Annotated in this window: 11 protein-coding genes; 7 read left to right on the top strand and 4 right to left on the bottom strand. The window is 63.6% G+C overall.

Going from position 1 to position 16,266, the window contains the following annotated elements; translation table 11 throughout:
* Positions 1–107 precede the first annotated feature (107 nt).
* Both AC07P1_RS16350 and AC07P1_RS16345 read left to right on the top strand, forming a co-directional pair.
* Complete coding sequence (locus AC07P1_RS16350; RefSeq protein ID WP_315219935.1) at positions 108–536, top strand: YybH family protein; 429 nt, start codon at positions 108–110, stop codon at positions 534–536.
* Positions 537–970: 434 nt separating this feature from the next.
* A complete protein-coding gene (locus tag AC07P1_RS16345) occupies positions 971–2,413 on the top strand; it encodes a pectate lyase family protein (protein WP_494696804.1) in 1,443 nt (480 codons plus the stop codon).
* Positions 2,414–2,507: 94 nt separating this feature from the next.
* On the opposite strand, the gene AC07P1_RS16340 is transcribed toward AC07P1_RS16345, so the two are convergent.
* Positions 2,508–3,200 (bottom strand): cation efflux transmembrane domain-containing protein, encoded by a 693-nt coding sequence (locus tag AC07P1_RS16340; protein WP_494696803.1) that lies wholly within the window; start codon positions 3,198–3,200, stop codon positions 2,508–2,510.
* A 152-nt stretch (positions 3,201–3,352) separates the two neighbouring features.
* On the opposite strand from AC07P1_RS16340, the gene AC07P1_RS16335 reads away from it, so the two are divergent.
* Positions 3,353–5,122 (top strand): tetratricopeptide repeat protein, encoded by a 1,770-nt coding sequence (locus AC07P1_RS16335; RefSeq protein WP_494696802.1) that lies wholly within the window; start codon positions 3,353–3,355, stop codon positions 5,120–5,122.
* 90 nt (positions 5,123–5,212) lie between these two features.
* Positions 5,213–7,582: an acyl-CoA dehydrogenase gene (locus AC07P1_RS16330; RefSeq protein WP_494696801.1), complete on the top strand. Its 2,370-nt coding sequence runs from the start codon at positions 5,213–5,215 to the stop codon at positions 7,580–7,582.
* A gap of 142 nt (positions 7,583–7,724) precedes the next feature.
* Here AC07P1_RS16330 and AC07P1_RS16325 read toward each other — a convergent pair whose 3' ends face one another.
* Genes AC07P1_RS16325 through AC07P1_RS16315 form a run of 3 tightly spaced genes read right to left on the bottom strand, consistent with a single transcriptional unit; the run spans position 7,725 to position 12,249 of the window.
* Positions 7,725–9,122 (bottom strand): glycoside hydrolase family 5 protein, encoded by a 1,398-nt coding sequence (locus tag AC07P1_RS16325; RefSeq protein WP_494696800.1) that lies wholly within the window; start codon positions 9,120–9,122, stop codon positions 7,725–7,727.
* Positions 9,123–9,144: 22 nt separating this feature from the next.
* Complete coding sequence (locus AC07P1_RS16320) at positions 9,145–9,747, bottom strand: PEP-CTERM sorting domain-containing protein (protein ID WP_494696799.1); 603 nt, start codon at positions 9,745–9,747, stop codon at positions 9,145–9,147.
* Positions 9,748–9,762: 15 nt separating this feature from the next.
* Entirely contained in the window at positions 9,763–12,249 is a 2,487-nt protein-coding gene (locus AC07P1_RS16315; protein WP_494696798.1) for a cellulose binding domain-containing protein, read from the bottom strand.
* A 362-nt stretch (positions 12,250–12,611) separates the two neighbouring features.
* Here AC07P1_RS16315 and AC07P1_RS16310 point away from each other — a divergent pair, with 362 nt between their 5' ends.
* The 3 genes from AC07P1_RS16310 to AC07P1_RS16300 are packed head-to-tail and all read left to right on the top strand — an operon-like array spanning position 12,612 to position 16,182.
* Complete coding sequence (locus AC07P1_RS16310) at positions 12,612–13,835, top strand: BT3233 family polysaccharide utilization protein (RefSeq protein WP_494696797.1); 1,224 nt, start codon at positions 12,612–12,614, stop codon at positions 13,833–13,835.
* 3 nt (positions 13,836–13,838) lie between these two features.
* On the top strand, positions 13,839–15,224 hold the full coding sequence (locus AC07P1_RS16305; RefSeq protein WP_494696796.1) for a rhamnogalacturonan acetylesterase: 1,386 nt from the start codon (positions 13,839–13,841) through the stop codon (positions 15,222–15,224).
* Position 15,225: 1 nt separating this feature from the next.
* Entirely contained in the window at positions 15,226–16,182 is a 957-nt protein-coding gene (locus tag AC07P1_RS16300; protein ID WP_494696795.1) for a glycoside hydrolase family 43 protein, read from the top strand.
* The last annotated feature ends 84 nt before the right edge of the window (positions 16,183–16,266 follow it).

Below are 16,266 nucleotides of genomic sequence, written 5' to 3'. Positions count from 1 at the left end.
GCGCAATTTGCATCGGTGCAGGTATTTTTTCGGGTGGCTTGCCAGCGGCGGCGGCGGCTGTTTTAATTGCGCACCGCAATCCCACTCGACTATCTTTCGGAGCCCGCATGCGTCGATTCACTTCCTTCATCGCCCTTTCCTCGATCAGCCTGTCGCTGCTCGCGGCCACGCCCGCCGAAACGGTGGCGGCCTTCCACGAGGCGCTCGCCTCGGGCAAGGCCGACCAGGCCGGCGCCTTGCTGAGTTCAACGATACAGATCTACGAGTCCGGCCACGTCGAGCGCTCACGCGACGAGTATGCCGGCCACCACCTGCCGGCGGACATGGCGTTCGCGAAGGCCACGTCCAGCAAGGTGCTCAAGCAGACCGAGCGCGTCGACGGCAAGCTGGCGGTCGTGATGCGGGAGACCGAGACCACGGGTAAATACCAGAACAAAAGCGTGCACCTGTTCGGCACCGAGACGGCGCTGCTGGAAAAGCAGGGAGAGCAATGGCTGATCACGCACGTGCACTGGTCTTCCCGCAAGCCGAAGTGAGGCGCGGCCGAGTGTAACGTAAACCCAACATTGCAAATTTCTTTCTTCGGGATTAGTATTCATCCATCGACGCCGATACGCGCCCTTCAGGGTGCGCCGGCGCCGGTTCTCTGACCTGCGCGAACTCGGCCCACCGCCCTCCTCGCAACGGCGACAGGTACGCAAGGTGCCTGTTTCAGCCATCGCTGTCCGGATGCTGAATGTTTGTCCGTACCCACCCAGTTGGAAAATATCCGTCGCGACCCGCAGTGGCCTACCGCCACCGCCTTCGGCCGATATTGGTGTCGGTTTTGATCGAAAATCGCGATCGAAATTCGACCTCGCATTGCATCAGGCAAGGCGTCCACACGCGGGTACGGATCGTAGCGCGAGCAGAAAACGAAGCGTTCACCAAAGAACGCACGCCGCACGTTACTTCCACATTGGAGACACTCATGAAACTCACAGTCCTCGCCGCCAGCATCCTGTTGGCCACTTCCGCGCAAGCCGCCATCGACGCCGCCACCTTGGTCGGCGCCAGCACCCCGCTGCAAACCGCCCAGTACGGCGTGCGCAATTACTCGGCCCCGGTGCTGGTGGACGGCAAGCACGATCCCGCCAGCTACATGGCCGCGCCCAAGCTGCCGACATGGCAGTTCGCGTCGGCCGATCCGACCGGCGGCGTGCTCACCTTCGAGCGTCAAAGCGCGCCGACCGCCGGCTGGCATGCCTGGTCGCGCAAGGGCAATGTGGTGGTGACGGGCGGCGGTTCGGCCACCGCCAACCGCGTCTATACCGTCTACAACGGCCAGCAGTTGATCGCCGCCATCCAGCAGGCCGGCAACGAGCCGAAGATCATCCGCGTGATCGGCCATATCGATCTGCGCTGGAGCCAGAACAATACCGTCTTCCGCGAGTACACCAGCTATTCGGACCAGAAGTTCGGCGGCTCGATCAGCCTGCCGTCGAACACGACCCTGGTGGGTATCAACGATGCGCAGGGCCGGCCGGCACGCATCAGCGGCACCGCCCTGCTGATCGGCGGCGAGCTGGCGCTGGCGCCCGGCGGCGATCCGGAATCGGACTTCAAGAAATGGATCGCCGACGGCAAGGACGGCGACGACTATCCGACCTGGACCCGCAACGTTATCGTGCGCAACCTGGTGCTCGACACGCCATGGGACGTCAACCCCGAGGATTCGGCCAACGCCTACGCCGACGGCATCACACTGGGACGCGCGCAGAATATCTACATCGACCACTTGACGGTCAGCGACGGCGACACGCCCGATTCGATGGCGACCGGCACCTACAAAACCCGGCACGACGGCGCGCTCGACGTCGTGCGCGGCAGCGACTACGTCACCATCGCCAACAGCCTGTTCGCCAAACACCACAAGACCACGCTGGTGGGCAACGGCGATTCCGGCCGCGCCTGGAGCGACGCCGGCCGCCTGCACGTGACGTTCTCGGGCAACTGGTGGAATGGCGCGACCACGCGCCTGCCGCTGAATCGCTTTGGCCAGGTACACATGTTCAACAACGTCGTCACCGGCAGCACCACCACCACCAACCCGGACCTCAAGTTCGCGGGCGGCAGCGACGCACGCTACCAGTCGAACATGCTACTGCAGAATAACTACTACACCATCGAAGGATTGAAAGTGGAGGACTTCTGCGGCAAGGTCATCAAGGGCAAGAGCTTCCTTGGCTTCCGTTCGTCGGGGCATATCTTCAACAGCGACCGGTCGGGCACCAGCGCGATCGATGGACAGTGCGGATTTGCGCCGCCAAGCGCGGCGAACACGTGGACGCCGCCGTATGCCTACACGTTGCAGACGGCGGCCACGGCGCAGACTGCGGTGCCGGCAAAGGCCGGCGCGGGCAAGTTGAACTAATCTCCGTTCTGAACCACGTAGGGCGGATTAGCGAAGCGTAATCCGCCAACGCATGCTCCGTTGGCGGCTCATAAATGGCGGATTACGCCTTCGGCTAATCCGCCCTACGTATTTCAGATATTTTCATCGTCCTTGGGCGTTGCGCCATTTCCGCCGGCGCTGTCGTTTCCGGGCCCTTTCGCATCTCCGCCCTCGCCTGCTTGACGACCTGGCGCGCGGCGCTCAGGGCCAGGCAGCCCATGACCAGCGCGACGCCGATATCCGGCCAGCCGCTTTGCGTGCCGAACACGCCCAGCGCCGCCAGCATGACGGCGGCGTTGCCGATGGCGTCGTTGCGCGTGCACAGCCACACCGAGCGCATGTTGGCGTCGCCGTCGCGGTAGGCGTACAACAGCAACGCGACCGTGCCGTTGGCGATCAGCGCGGCGAAACCTATGCTCCCCATCATCACCGGCTCGGGCACGGGTCCCGACACCATATGCCACGCGGCCTTGCCGAGCACGAAGACGCCGTACGCCCCCATCGTCGCGCCCTTGAACAAGGCCGTGCGCGAACGCCACGCCAGCGTCGAACCCAATACCAGCAAGGACAGCGCGTAATTGCCCGCGTCGCCGAGAAAATCGACGGCATCCGCCAGCAGCGCGACCGAATTGCTGGCCAGTCCACCGGCCAACTCCACGCCGAACATTACCGTATTGACCATCAGCGCGATCCACAAGATGCGCCGATAACGCGGACCGGCCACCGGCTTGCCAGGCGCGCAACCTCCAGAACAGCAGTCATTCATGAGCATTCCTTTCCCTGTGTAGCCGCCATTAGAAACCCTGAAGCCACTATAAGGTCAAGCCCATGCAACAGGACGAGCTGTCTTGGTAAAAATGGTTGCAAATAAATACATCGATTGTGCTATCGTACTAAAAAATTTCACACGAGACAGTCATGTACAACACCATTTGTGCCGGCGCGCTTGCCGCGCTCGGCATCATCACGATGTCCCACGCCGCCGCTCAACAAAGCGAGGCGCAGCAAGTAACCCAGAGCGTTACCATCGCCAACTACAAGAAGGCATCGCCATGGTTCCGCGCCGAAAGCCAGCACTTCATCGTCTACGCCGACACCAAGCGCGAAGCGACGATCGAACTGCTCAACAATCTGGAACGGCTCGACTTCCTGTTACGGATATATACCAAGCCTTACCGCAAGGCCAATAGCTCGGATCAGAAGCTGACCTTTTACTACCAGAACCGCGTCGAGGGCTTGAACACCATCGACGCCGCGCTGCCGGCCGACGCCATCGGCCTGTACAGCAGCTGCGCCGCCGGCGTGCAGGGCTTCGGCTTCCATCTCGGCGAAACGTCGCAGAACGAAGGGCTTTCGTACATCTTCGAAGCCTATACGCGCCACTTTATTTATCGCCATACCGACATCCGTTCGCCCGCCGCCTTCATCGATGGTTTCGCGCAGTATTTCGCCAGCGTACGTTTCACCGACACGCAGATGATCGTCGGTAAAACGCCGCTGAACGTCGCGCTATACCTCGACTTCCTCGAGGAGGGGCACCGCTACAGCCTCGATTACACAGACGTGCTCGCACAAAGACTCGCCAACGCCAAGAACTACGCGGGGGACGCCGGTGTGCGCCTCGAATTCGCGGCCAAGTCCTGGGTACTGATGCATTACATGCTGTCTTCGGAGGACAATCGCGGCCGCCTGAGCAAATACCTGAACTCGGTGTACCAGGGCAAGGAAGCGGTGCCGGCGTTCGAGGACGCTTTCGATCTGAAGGCGACGCAGCTGGGGACGGAGATGTGGCGCTACCGCCGCACCTCGGTCAAGGTATTGACGGTGGACGTGCCCTACCTGCCGACCGCGACCGTCAACTTCACCGCGCTGCCGGAGGCGGCCACCGATTTCGTCATGCTCGACGCCGCCGTGAAATCATGCCCGGGCAAACGGGCGGGCGAAGCGCTGCTGAACAAGATCGCCAGCGAGGCGAGCAAGTTCCCAAAGAACGAGTACGCGCAAATGACGCTCAACCGGGCGCGCGTCGCGTTCGGCAATCCACAGGAGGCGTTGCCGTGGCTGGCGCAGGCCATCGCCAAAAACCCCGGTAATTTCGACGCCGTGTATTTGTCCGGTCTGGCGAATCTGCGACTGGCGGAACAACACCAGGGCGCGGGCGCGCAGGCTTACCTCCAGACCGCACAGCAACAGTTGCTCAACGCGCGGGAACTGAATCACGAATCGGCGGACGCCGCCTATGCCTATTTCCGCGCTGAATTGCTGGGACGATCCGAGCTGAGCGAAACCGCGCTGGAGGGCGCGCTGACGGCCTGGCACGGCGCACGCGAGGTCGGCGCCTTCGCCCGATCCGCCGCGTTGACGCATGCCTACCTCGGCAACACATCGCAGGCCAAGATCCTGCTGAAGACGCTGGCCCTGAATACGCTCGATCCCCAAACCGCGAGCTGGGCGAACACCTGGCAGCAAAAACTGGCGGCGGGCGCCGGCCGCGACGATATCCTCGCTGAAATGCGCACCGAGCAGACCGTGCCGACATTCAAGGAATGGACCATCGATACCCAGAGCGTGATGGCGACGGTCCGCTACAACGCCGGCATCGACGCCGCCCGAAACTACTTCTACAACCAGACCATCAATACGGGCAGTCCGGACAAAGCCGTAATATCCACCCCCACCACGAGATGATCGGCTGATTTACATGACAGTTATGCGCGTGAACGCACGGTAACGTAGCTTCCCGCGCAGTATCGTGCTCCAATAATAAAGGAGCACGATATGATCTTCCCTCTATTCCTCGTGATACTGATCGGCGTTCCCGCCATCATCCTCGCCACGCCATCGCTGCGCCGCAGCCTGGTCACCCCGCATATCTTCGCGCTGTTCAAGCGCATCCTGCCGGCCATGTCCGACACCGAGCGCGACGCCCTCGAAGCGGGCACCACTTGGTGGGACGCCGACTTGTTTTCCGGCCGTCCCGACTGGAACAAGTTCATGAAGCTGCCGCGCCCGGCGCTGACGGCCGAGGAACAATCCTTCCTGGACCATGAAGTGCGCCACCTGTGCGAACTGGTCGACGACTGGGAGGCAACCCAGGTCTGGCAGGGCCTGCCCGCCCCCGCCTGGCAGTACGCCCGCGACAAGGGTTTCCTCGGCATGATCATACCGAAGGAATATGGCGGCAAGGCCTTCTCCGCCTACATGCATTCGCAGGTGGTGATGCAGCTGTCGACGCGCTGCTCGGCGCTGGCGGTGCAGGTCATGGTGCCGAACTCGCTCGGCCCGGCCGAACTGCTGCTGCACTACGGCACCGACGAACAAAAGAATTACTACCTGCCGCGCCTGGCCGCCGGCACCGAGATTCCCTGCTTCGCGCTGACCAGCCCCTACGCCGGCTCCGACGCCGCCGCGATTCCCGACACCGGCGTGGTGTGCATGGGCCAGTTCGAGGGACGCGAGACGCTGGGCCTGCGCATCACGTGGAACAAGCGCTACATCACCCTGGGACCGATCGCTACCTTGCTGGGCCTGGCCTTCCGCGTGGTCGATCCCGATGGCCTGCTGCCGGCCGGCTCCAGCACCGGCATCACCTGCGCGCTGATCCCGACCACCCATCCCGGCGTGGTGATCGGGCGCCGCCACTGGCCGCTGAACGCGGTGTTCCAGAACGGTCCGACCAGCGGCGACAACGTCTTCATCCCGATGGAATGGATCATCGGCGGCCCGCGCCAGATCGGCAAAGGCTGGCGCATGCTGATGGAATGCCTGGCTGCCGGCCGCGCCATTTCGCTGCCCTCGGCCAGCGTCGGCACGGCCAAGCTGGCGGTGCGCGGCACCAGCGCCTATTGCGCAATCCGCCGCCAGTTCAAGACGTCGATCGGCAAGTTCGAAGGCGTGCAGGAGGCGTTGGCCCGCATGGGCGGCAATCTGTACATGATGGACGCGACGCGCAAGCTGTCGGCGCTGGCCGTCGACCTGGGCGAAAAGCCGGCCGTGATCTCCGCCATCGCCAAGTACCACGTCACCGAGCGCGGACGCGCGGTCGTCAACGACGGCATGGACATCCTCGGCGGCAAAGGCATCTGCATGGGACCGAGCAATTTCCTCGCCCGCGCCTACCAGCAGATCCCGATCGCCATCACCGTGGAAGGCGCCAACATCCTCACGCGCTGCCTGATCATCTTCGGCCAGGGCGCGATCCGCTCGCATCCCTACGTGCTGCGGGAGATGCAAGCCACCGCCGATACCGATCATCGCAAGGCGCTGCAGGATTTCGACGCCGCCTTCTTCGGCCACATGCGCTTCGTCTGCGCCAACGCCGCGCGCGGCCTGTGGTATGGCCTGACCGGTGGCGGCACCGCGCCGGTGCCGGAGCAGGCGGCCGGAGAAATGGCCGGCTACTATCGCGCCATCGGCCGCGTGTCCACCGCGTTCGCGCTGATGACCGACATGTCGATGTTCGTGCTGGGAGGGGAATTGAAACGCCGCGAGCGTATCTCCGGCCGCCTGGGCGACGCGCTGTCGCAGATGTACCTGGCCAGCGCCACGCTGAAGCGCTATGAAGACGACGGCCGGCAGCAAGCCGACGCGCCCTACGTCCACTGGTCGGTGCAGGATGCGTTGCACAAGGCGCAGTTGGCGCTGGATGGCGTGTTGGAGAACTTCCCCAACCGCCCCGCCGCCGTCCTGGCGCGCTTACTGACCTTCCCCTTCGGGCTGCCGTACTCGCCGCCGTCCGATGAACTGGGCAGCGCCGTGGCGAACGCCATGCAAACCGCCGGCGCCGGCCGCGAACGACTGCTGGCCGACGGCTTCCTGGCCGACGACCTGCGCGATCCGGTGGCGTGCGGCGAACTGGCGTTCGGCCTGCTGCCGCAGGTGGAGGCGGTCGAACACCGCCTCAAGCCGGCGGTGCGTGCCGGTCAACTCGAGGGCATGCCGCAAAGCCTGCCGGAGATGGAAAAGTGGGTCGGCCAGGCCGCCGCCAAGGGCCTGGTGACGCCGGAGGAACGCCGCGCGCTATCGGACTTCGCCCGCTTCACCGACCTGTCGGTGCACGTGGACGACTTCCCGCAGGACCTCAACGCCGCCGCCGACGCCGACAAGCGCTGGCGCATGTCGGCGAAGGAAACGCCAATCGAAGCCTGATCGCCGGGATCGCCACTGTTCCACGTAGGGCGGATTGGGCGGAACGCCGTAATCGGCCATGCATGAGTCAACGGGACGCATGCATGGCCGATTACGCTTCGCTAATCCGCCCTACGTGTCTCAGCGGTACGTCACGGCCTCCTTACTTCGCGGCGTTGATGATCCCGGTGACCACGTCGGGATAGGCCTGGGTGCCGTTCGAACGATTGAACAATCCCGAGGCGTGGTTGCCGGTGAAGCCGCTATCCCAGTACATCGGCACCACACCGCGCTTGAACGCCGCCTGCGTGATGTACTGGTTCCACAATTTGCGATACTTGCCCGCCGCGTCGACATTGCTGCGCAAGTTGGCCGAGTACTCGCCCAGGATCACCGGCACGCCCTTGTCGATGAAGTTGGTCTTCATCTTCTGGAACTGCGCGTCGGTGAACGACTCGTTGGCCCAGGTCTCGGTGGCCGCCGGATTGGTGGCGCTGGCACCCCATTGCCAGATGTTGTCGCTCTCGCTCAAGGTGAAGTTGTACGGATCGTAGTAATGCACCTCCATCATCAGTCGGTTGGCCACCGAGTCGGTTGGCATCGTGGCGTTGCAGCCGATGGTGTAATCGATATTGGTCAAATACCCCTGCACCACCAGATGCCGCTGGGTATTGTTGCCGCCGGTGGCGCGAACCGCATTGACGAAGGTCTGGAGGAAGCTCTTCTGCACGGTGCAGTTCTCCGCCGTCGGCGCGCTGAACACCCCCTCTATATTGGTTTCGTTGGTGCCGGCGAACAGCAGATAGTCGTCGTAGGTTTTGAAGGTGGTGCCGATCTGCGTCCAGAACTTGTTCAGGCGCGAGTTCACCGCCGCCTGCTGGGCGAACGAAGGCTGCATCCAGCCGCCATCCCAGTGGACGTTGATGATCACGTACAGACCGGCGTTCCGCGCATAGTCGACGACCTGCTTGACGCGCGCCATCCAGCTGGCGCTGATGTTGTAGTTGGAGTCCGCGTACTGGCTCCACGACACCGGAATCCGCACGCTCTTGAAGCCCGCCGCCTTGACGCCGTTGAACAGCGCCTGGTTGGCCTGCGGATTGCCCCAGGCGGTTTCGCCGCCGATCGCCTCCAGCGAATTACCCAGGTTCCAGCCCGGCGACATCTGCGCCGACAACTGAAGGCTGGTCAGGTTGCGCACCGCGCCGGAGCGCACCGCCGTCGCCGCGCCGGAACTGTAGCTGCCGCCGCTGGTGGTGAACTTGATCCAGTACCAGTACGGCGTACCCTGCGCCGGCGTGGCGTCGGTGTAGGTGGTGGCCGATGCCGCCAGGATCGCCAGCCGGCTGCGGCCATTGGTGTCGCTGTCGGTGTCGCGGTAGACCTGCACGCCGGTGACGGCGCCGCTGACGGTCCAAGTCAGTTTGATATTGTCGGCCGTGCCGGTCGCGGTGAGGCAAACGGTCGCGCCGCCGCCACTGCCGCAATTTTGCGCCTGCGCGAGCGGCCCCGCGCCCAGCGCGAGGAGGAATAGCACCATCGATAACAAGGGTTTCATCATGTGACCTTTCGTGGTTACGTGGCTAGGACTTCCGACGCGTTGCTGCAAAACCCGTCATCAGCAATCCCGCCGCGAGCAGGACCACGGTGCCCGGTTCCGGCACGGGGCTCGGTACGGGGCCGATGGCGGACATCGACAGGTCGTCCATCACGAACCAACCCTTGTCGCGAGTGATGGTCAACCGGGATACGTTGGCGAAGCCGGCTTGTACCCAGCTGTAGCTGCCGTTGATGGCGATATTGCCGGTGCTGCCTATCAGCTGGTTCGCCGCATCGTAGGCGGTGATGTTGATCCACGTGGCCTTCGATCCGTTGGTGGCCGGCGTGGCGAACCAGGCGCCGTTCAGATTGAAGGCGGTGGCGCTGCTGATGCCAAGATTGTTGACGCCGAAGCCGTTGGACACGAACTGCGTGCCGGAATGCGCGCCATTGCTGTAGCCATTGACGGCGGTGTCACCCAGGTACCAGCTGCTGGTCCAGGTCAAATCCTCGTACGGATTGTATTTGGACAGCGTCGACAGCTTGCCGCCGGCGCTCACGTCGTCGAAGTCCACCACTGTGGCATGGGCCGGGGATGCCAGGCTAAGGACGGCACCAGTCAAAAAACCAGTCAGTATTTTTTTCATCGTCTTCATCTCTAATTAGTTGCAAGCGTCGCCGGTAACGACGGGAATAGCCTCGCCGCTGACGGTCATCCCGAATTCGACCGTGTCGCCGGGCTGGATGTTCGTGTTCCAGCTTTGGTTGGGCGTGGCCGTGTAGGTCGGCGGCGCGCCGGTGACGTCGGCGTTCCAGAAGCCCTGGACGCTCGAGTTATCGGTGTAGGTCCAGCTCACGGCCCAGCCATTGACGGCGGTCGAACGGTTGTTCTTGATGCGGACGGCGGCGTTGTAGCCACCCGACCAGGACGCGGTGACCACGTAGCTGCACTCGTTGACCGGCTGCGGCGTAACCACCGGCGGCCCCGCGGTCACCGGCGTCACCAACACCTCGCCGGCCGTCGTCGGCGTGCCGTAGGCGATGCCGCGTCCAGCCGTGCTCATGTAGATCCGCCCGAAGACATTCATATCGCCGGCCACCATGCCGCCGTTGGCCAAGCCGCCGTACTGGTGGGCGATGTCGTTGACGCGCACCCAAGTGGCGCCGGCGTCGGTCGAGCGCATCATGCCGTGCACGCTGCCCACCGTGCCGTGAAGGTAGACCGTTGGATAGTTGGCCTGCGGCGCGGATTTGCCGAAACCGACGGCGTCGCACTGGTTGACCGTGGCGATCCTGGTGAACGTGGCGCCGGAGTCGGTGGAGCGCGACAGGCCGCCGCCATTCAGGCACACCCACAGATCGCCCTCGCGTCCCGGCGCCGTGCGTATGAGCTTGGAGCCGCCCGACGCCAAGGTGCTTTTGAGCGTGAACGAGGCGCCGCCATCGGCGCTGGCCAGCAGCTTGCCGTTGTCGTAGGCGTAAAACTTCGATGGGTTGACCGGATCGGCCACCGGGCGCGCGTTGGTCGCCGTTAGCCCGGAGATGGCGGCCCAGCTGGCGCCGAAATTGGTCGAGCGGTAGCTGACGGCCGAATCGGCGGGGCTGTGCAGCAGGGCGAAACCGTCGGCCGACAGCGCCAGATTGCCCTTGGAGCCGTTTATCACCGGCGACTTGCTCCAGCTGGAGCCGCTGTTGGTGGTGTAGTACATGTCGTTGCCCACGCGCGTCATGATGCGCGGGTCCTGCGCGGCGATCGCCAGGCCGGTGGTGGTGCCGGTCTGCGGCGAATGGCGCACGCCGTATTGCGCCGGATCTGCGTTGATGAAGCCATCGAAGTCGCCGATCACCGACACCAGCGGACCGTTCGGGATACTCTGGAAATCGAACGGCACGGTTTCCTCCAGTCCCGCGACGTCGAAGTTCCAGGTGGTGGTGGCGGCGTCGATGTCGTTCGTCTTGAACAAGCCGTTACCGGAGACCACCCACACCTTCTTGCCGTCGAACGGGTCCATTTCGACCGATCCCGCCCAGTGGATGGAGGTGTCGGCGATCCAGTTGGCGCCCTTGGGGTCGAGCGCGAAACCGCGCGCCACCACGTCGGTCCAGGTGCGGCCGGCGTCCTTCGACGTGAAAATACGGTCGCCGTACTGATTGGCGCCCTGCGGCATCCAGGTGTTGATGGTCGCGACCACCAGGTGCTTGGGATTTCCCTGGTCGATGCTGATGCCACCGAACGGCCGCGCGAAGCCGGCAGGCGTGATGTTGGTCCAGTTGCCGCCCACGGCGTCGTATTCCCATACCTGGCCGTTGTCCATCGGTTCGTCCGTGCCCGGATGCGGACCGGCGCCGTTGGCATAGGTGATGTACAGCAGCCCCTCCGGCGACAGCACGGCGCGCTGCGGCATCAGGCCCGTGGGGCCGCCTTCGACCGGCACGAAGGTCTCGCCGGCATCATAGCTGAAGTACAGGTTCGGTCCCGCCGAATCGAAGCGCGACACGCCCACGAACATGCGTTGCGCCAGTCCGCCGTCGACGCTGGTGGGGTCGAGCAGCAGGAAGCTGACGCCATTGTCGTTCGGCGTGCTGGTCACCTCGAAGCCGGGCATGCGGTTCCAGGTGGCGCCGGAGTCCGAACTCTTGAACAAGCCGTCGCGGCGCGTGCCGGCGTACAGCACGTTGCCCGAGCCGGGATCGACCTGCAGCTTCTCGCCGTTCTGGCGTCCCATGCCGTTGCCGTGGGATTTGAACTGGGTGCTGACGTTGGTGACGGTGAAGGTCTTGCCGTAGTCGCTGGAGCGCAGCACGGCGGTCTTGCCGCCGCTGAAATAGCTGGTGCCGGCCATCATATAGACGTTGGCGGCGTTGTTCGGGTCGACCGCGAGCGACTCGATACCGAGCAAACCGACATCGCTCTGGCCTATCCAGTCGGTCATCGAGGCCCAGCGCGATTTGCCGGCATCCCAGCGATAGGCGCCGCCGACGTCGGTGCGGACGTAGACGACATCGCGTTCAAGCTTGCTGGGGACAACCCCGGTGACGAAGCCACCGCCGCCAATGGCGACCGAGTCCCAGTGATAGTTTTCCGCCGTCGAGACGAGCGGGATCGACAACGCTGCCGCGAGCAGCGCCACAACGGGCTTGATTCTCATTTTTTTGCGTCTCTCTTAGATTTATAGTTATCGCGCCTCTGGTGCGCGTCCGACCATTCTGCGATTTCGTCAAGGCGTCCGCAATTACGAAAATCACCAGAGCACTCAACGAAATTTGGCTTACGAACTCTTACTAGTTTTAGTCACAAACATGATTAGATCGCGTCAACCGTTGACACTATCAATCGCAATATCGATACTCGTCGATATTCGTCGATGGATTCGCAACCGAAAATCAAAATATGCAGGAGATGACGGCAGGCCGCGGGACTGTTTCATTCGTGCTTTGCCGAATTTGCAAGATGCGGTAAAGTCTCGGAAATACCCGCTTTCATAATGTCGTCACTAACACTGGTAAATACATGAAACTTCGTCACATCCTGTTCGTACCTGCCGCACTGGCCGCCGCCGGCGCGGGCTTCGCCGCCGAGCGTTTGACCGTCACCGTCACGCACAACCTGGATGCGGCGCGTCCGTCGGAGACGATCGCCATCCCCTGGACCGAAGTCAATCGCGTGTTGCCGGGCGCGCTGCTGCAGCATATCGAAGTAAAAGACGCCGCCGGCCGCGTGCTGCCGTACCAGGTCACCAATGTCGCCCCGCAGGCCAAGGACCCGAAGAACGTCGGCATCGCGTATGGCGACCTGATTTTCCAGCATAACTTCGCCGTCGGCGAAAAGAAGGCCACCTTCACCGTCGAGAAGATCGAAGCGATGGCGCCGCCCTTCCCCAGCAAGGTTTCGGCCCGCTACATTCAGGAACGCCTGGACGATTTCGCGTGGGAGAACGACAAGGTGGCGCACCGCACCTACGGTCCCGCGCTGGCGGCGCCCGCGCCCGAAGGCAGCGGCAAGGAAGTGCTGGTCACCAGCGGCATGGATATCTGGCACAAGCGCGTCGCCTATCCGATCGTCGACCGCTGGTACAACAAGGGCCACGACCATTATCACCATGATGAAGGCGAAGGCATGGACATGTACAACGTCGGCAAGTCGCGCGGCGCGGGCGGCACCGGCATCTGGGACGGTAGCAACCTGTTCACCAGCGTGAACTACGCCAAATGGAAAGTCATCGCCAACGGTCCGGTGCGCGCCATCTTCGAATTGAACTACGACGCGTGGGACGCCGCCGGCACCAAGGTTTCCGAAGTCAAGCGCTTCACCGTCGATGCCGGCCACTACTTCGACCAGATCGAAAGCACCTTCACCTTTACCGGTCCGCAGCAGCTGACCGCCGCCGTTGGCCTGAACAAGACGCCGGCCGACAAGGGTCAGGAGGCCGTCGTCCAGCCGTCGACCGTGCCGGCGGACCGCGCGATGCTGCAGTGGATCGAGCAGAAATCGAACGGCGCCTTCGGCACCGCCGTCATCGTGCCGACCGCCGACGAAAAGGGCTACGCGGAAGACAAGCTGAATCAACTGATGCTGGCCAAGGTCGTCTCCGGCCAGCCGCTGCGCTACTACGTCGGCTCCGGCTGGACCCGCGGCGGCGACTTCGCCACCCGCGAAGACTGGCAGAAGTACGTGGCGGCGCAGGCCGCACGCGTACGCGCGCCGGTCAGCGTCGCGCTGGGCGCAAGCAAATAAGTAATGCTGTTTAAACCGGGCACTCCTTCCCTGCCGGTGGCAAGCCGTCTCTCCTCGGCGAAGCTGCTGGCAGGGTTTTCTATTCTGGCGTTGGCCGCCTCCGGCTCTGCCCATGCGGCCGCGGTGGCCGCAACCACCGACAGCTGGCGGCTGGCTTTCGGCGGCGGCACGCCGGCTGCCGGCTACACCGCCGTACAACCGGGTATGGACTACGACGAAAAACGCGGCTTCGGTTTCGAGCCGGGCGCCGTGGTGCGCAATGTGCCGGCGGGTTCCGGGCACCTTGCCGCCGGCAAGCCCTTCTTCTTCTCCGTCGATCTGCCCGAAGGGAACTACAACGTCACCATCACCTTCGGCGATGGCAACGCCGCGTCGAACACCACGGTCAAATCGGAACTGCGCCGGCTGATGGTGGAAAACGTATCGACCGCGCCGGGCACCACGCTTCAACGTACTTTCACCGTCAATGTCCGCACACCCCGTATTCCGGCCCGCGACGGCATCGCCGCCGGCAGCGTCAAGCTGAAGGCGCCGCGCGAAACGGTGCAGGAAGCCTGGAACTGGGACAAGCGCCTGACCTTGGAAATCAACGGCGGCAAGCCGGCCATCAGGGCAATCGAGATCGTCCCCGTCAAAACACCGACCTTGTTCCTGCTGGGCGACTCCACCGTCTGTGACCAACCGGGCGAGCCGTATAGCAGCTGGGGACAAATGCTGCCGCGCTTTCTCAAGCCGGGCATCGCGGTCGCCAACCACGCCGAATCGGGCGAGACATACCGCGATTCGCTGGCGCGCCGCCGGCTGGACAAGGTCGTCAGCGCCATGCGGCCGGGCGACACGGTCCTGATGCAGTTCGGTCACAACGACCAGAAGCAGATCAGGGAAAACAAGGGCGGGCCATTCACCACCTACAAGGACGAGATCCGCGCCCACGTCGACGCCATCCGCGCGCACGGCGGCGTGCCGGTCATCGTATCGTCGATGGAACGCCGTAACTTCGACGCGGCCGGCAAGGTCGTGCCGTCGTTGCGGGACTACGCCGACGCCGCGCGCGAATCCGCGAAAGAGCTGGGCGTCGCCTTCATCGACCTCAATGCGATGAGCAAACCGTTCTACGAGGCGCTGGGTCCCGAGCTGTCGAAGAAAGCCTTCGCCGAGCCCGAGCCGGGCCGCATCGACAACACCCACCACAACAACTACGGCGGTTACGAGCTGGCGCAGGCCGTGCTGACCGGCATGCGTCAGAACGGCCTGTCCGCCGCCGCCTTCATCGCCGACGGCTACGGCAATTTCGATCCGTCCCATCCCGACCCGGTGGCCGCGTTCGCGGTCCCGGCCAGTCCCACCTTCACCAACGAACGCCCGCTGGGCGACGAGGCAAACCAATAACATGAAAATCACGCGGCAACTGGCCGTTGGCATAACGCTGGCGATGGCCAGCTTCGCGTCGCAGGCGGCCGACGCCTACGTCTTCGCCTACTTCACCGGCAACGGCGAGGACGGCCTGCATTTCGCAGGCAGCGCGGACGGCTACAAGTGGGACAAGTTGGGCGGCGGCCGCAGCTTCCTGGCGCCGAAGGTCGGCAACTCCAAATTGATGCGCGACCCCTGCATCGTGCGCGGCCCGGACGGCACCTATCACATGGTCTGGACGTCGGGCTGGAACGAGAACAACATCGGCTACGCGTCCTCCAAGGACCTGGTCAACTGGTCGCCGCAACAGCAGGTGCCGGTGATGGCGCACGAACCGGCCTCGCTGAACGCCTGGGCGCCGGAGATCGTCTACGACGACAAGCGCGGAGAATTCCTGATCTTCTGGGCGTCGACGATACCTGGGCGCTTCCCGGCCACCGACGGCTCGTCGGAGGAAAAATACAACCACCGCATGTACTACACGACGACGCGCGACTTCGTCACCTACGCGCCGACGAAGCTGTACTACGATCCCGGCTTCAGCGTGATCGACGCCAGCTTCGTGCGCGCCAACGGCAAAAACTACCTGATGGTCAAGGATGAAACGCGCAACCCGCCGAAGAAGTATCTGCGGATAGCGTCAGCGCCGGATTTGCGCGGACCGTTCGGCAAACTCGGCGCGCCGATCACGCCACCGGGATTGTGGGTGGAAGGTCCGACGGCGCTGCAGATCGGCCGGGACGTGATTCTCTATTACGACGCCTACACCACCAAGCATTACGGCGCCATGCGCTCGCGCGACATGGTGAAATGGGAGGACGTCACGGCGAAGATGCAATTCCCCGACGAAGGGACGCCGCTTCGCCTGCGCCATGGCACGGTGATCGCCGTGCCGGAAGAAGTGCTCGTCAAGTTAAATTCGGAAGCACGTTAACTCACGCGTCCCGGTGCCGCATGCATGGCCGATTACGGCGTTCCGCCTAATCCGCCCTACGTGGAACACGGGAATACGGCGGCC

This window comes from Duganella sp. GW821-FHT07F09, from assembly GCF_059418705.1.
Note: the sequence above shows the minus strand (reverse complement) of the source record. Positions and strands in the feature narration are given on the sequence as shown.

What these genes read in the sequence shown, in the direction of transcription:
- AC07P1_RS16350 (WP_315219935.1), top strand. Translation starts at nt 108, where the DNA reads ATGCGTCGATTCACTTCCTTCATCGCCCTTTCCTCGATCAGCCTGTCG.
- AC07P1_RS16345 (WP_494696804.1), top strand. Translation starts at nt 971, where the DNA reads ATGAAACTCACAGTCCTCGCCGCCAGCATCCTGTTGGCCACTTCCGCG.
- AC07P1_RS16340 (WP_494696803.1), bottom strand. Translation starts at nt 3,200, where the DNA reads ATGAATGACTGCTGTTCTGGAGGTTGCGCGCCTGGCAAGCCGGTGGCC.
- AC07P1_RS16335 (WP_494696802.1), top strand. Translation starts at nt 3,353, where the DNA reads ATGTACAACACCATTTGTGCCGGCGCGCTTGCCGCGCTCGGCATCATC.
- AC07P1_RS16330 (WP_494696801.1), top strand. Translation starts at nt 5,213, where the DNA reads ATGATCTTCCCTCTATTCCTCGTGATACTGATCGGCGTTCCCGCCATC.
- AC07P1_RS16325 (WP_494696800.1), bottom strand. Translation starts at nt 9,122, where the DNA reads ATGATGAAACCCTTGTTATCGATGGTGCTATTCCTCCTCGCGCTGGGC.
- AC07P1_RS16320 (WP_494696799.1), bottom strand. Translation starts at nt 9,747, where the DNA reads ATGAAAAAAATACTGACTGGTTTTTTGACTGGTGCCGTCCTTAGCCTG.
- AC07P1_RS16315 (WP_494696798.1), bottom strand. Translation starts at nt 12,249, where the DNA reads ATGAGAATCAAGCCCGTTGTGGCGCTGCTCGCGGCAGCGTTGTCGATC.
- AC07P1_RS16310 (WP_494696797.1), top strand. Translation starts at nt 12,612, where the DNA reads ATGAAACTTCGTCACATCCTGTTCGTACCTGCCGCACTGGCCGCCGCC.
- AC07P1_RS16305 (WP_494696796.1), top strand. Translation starts at nt 13,839, where the DNA reads ATGCTGTTTAAACCGGGCACTCCTTCCCTGCCGGTGGCAAGCCGTCTC.
- AC07P1_RS16300 (WP_494696795.1), top strand. Translation starts at nt 15,226, where the DNA reads ATGAAAATCACGCGGCAACTGGCCGTTGGCATAACGCTGGCGATGGCC.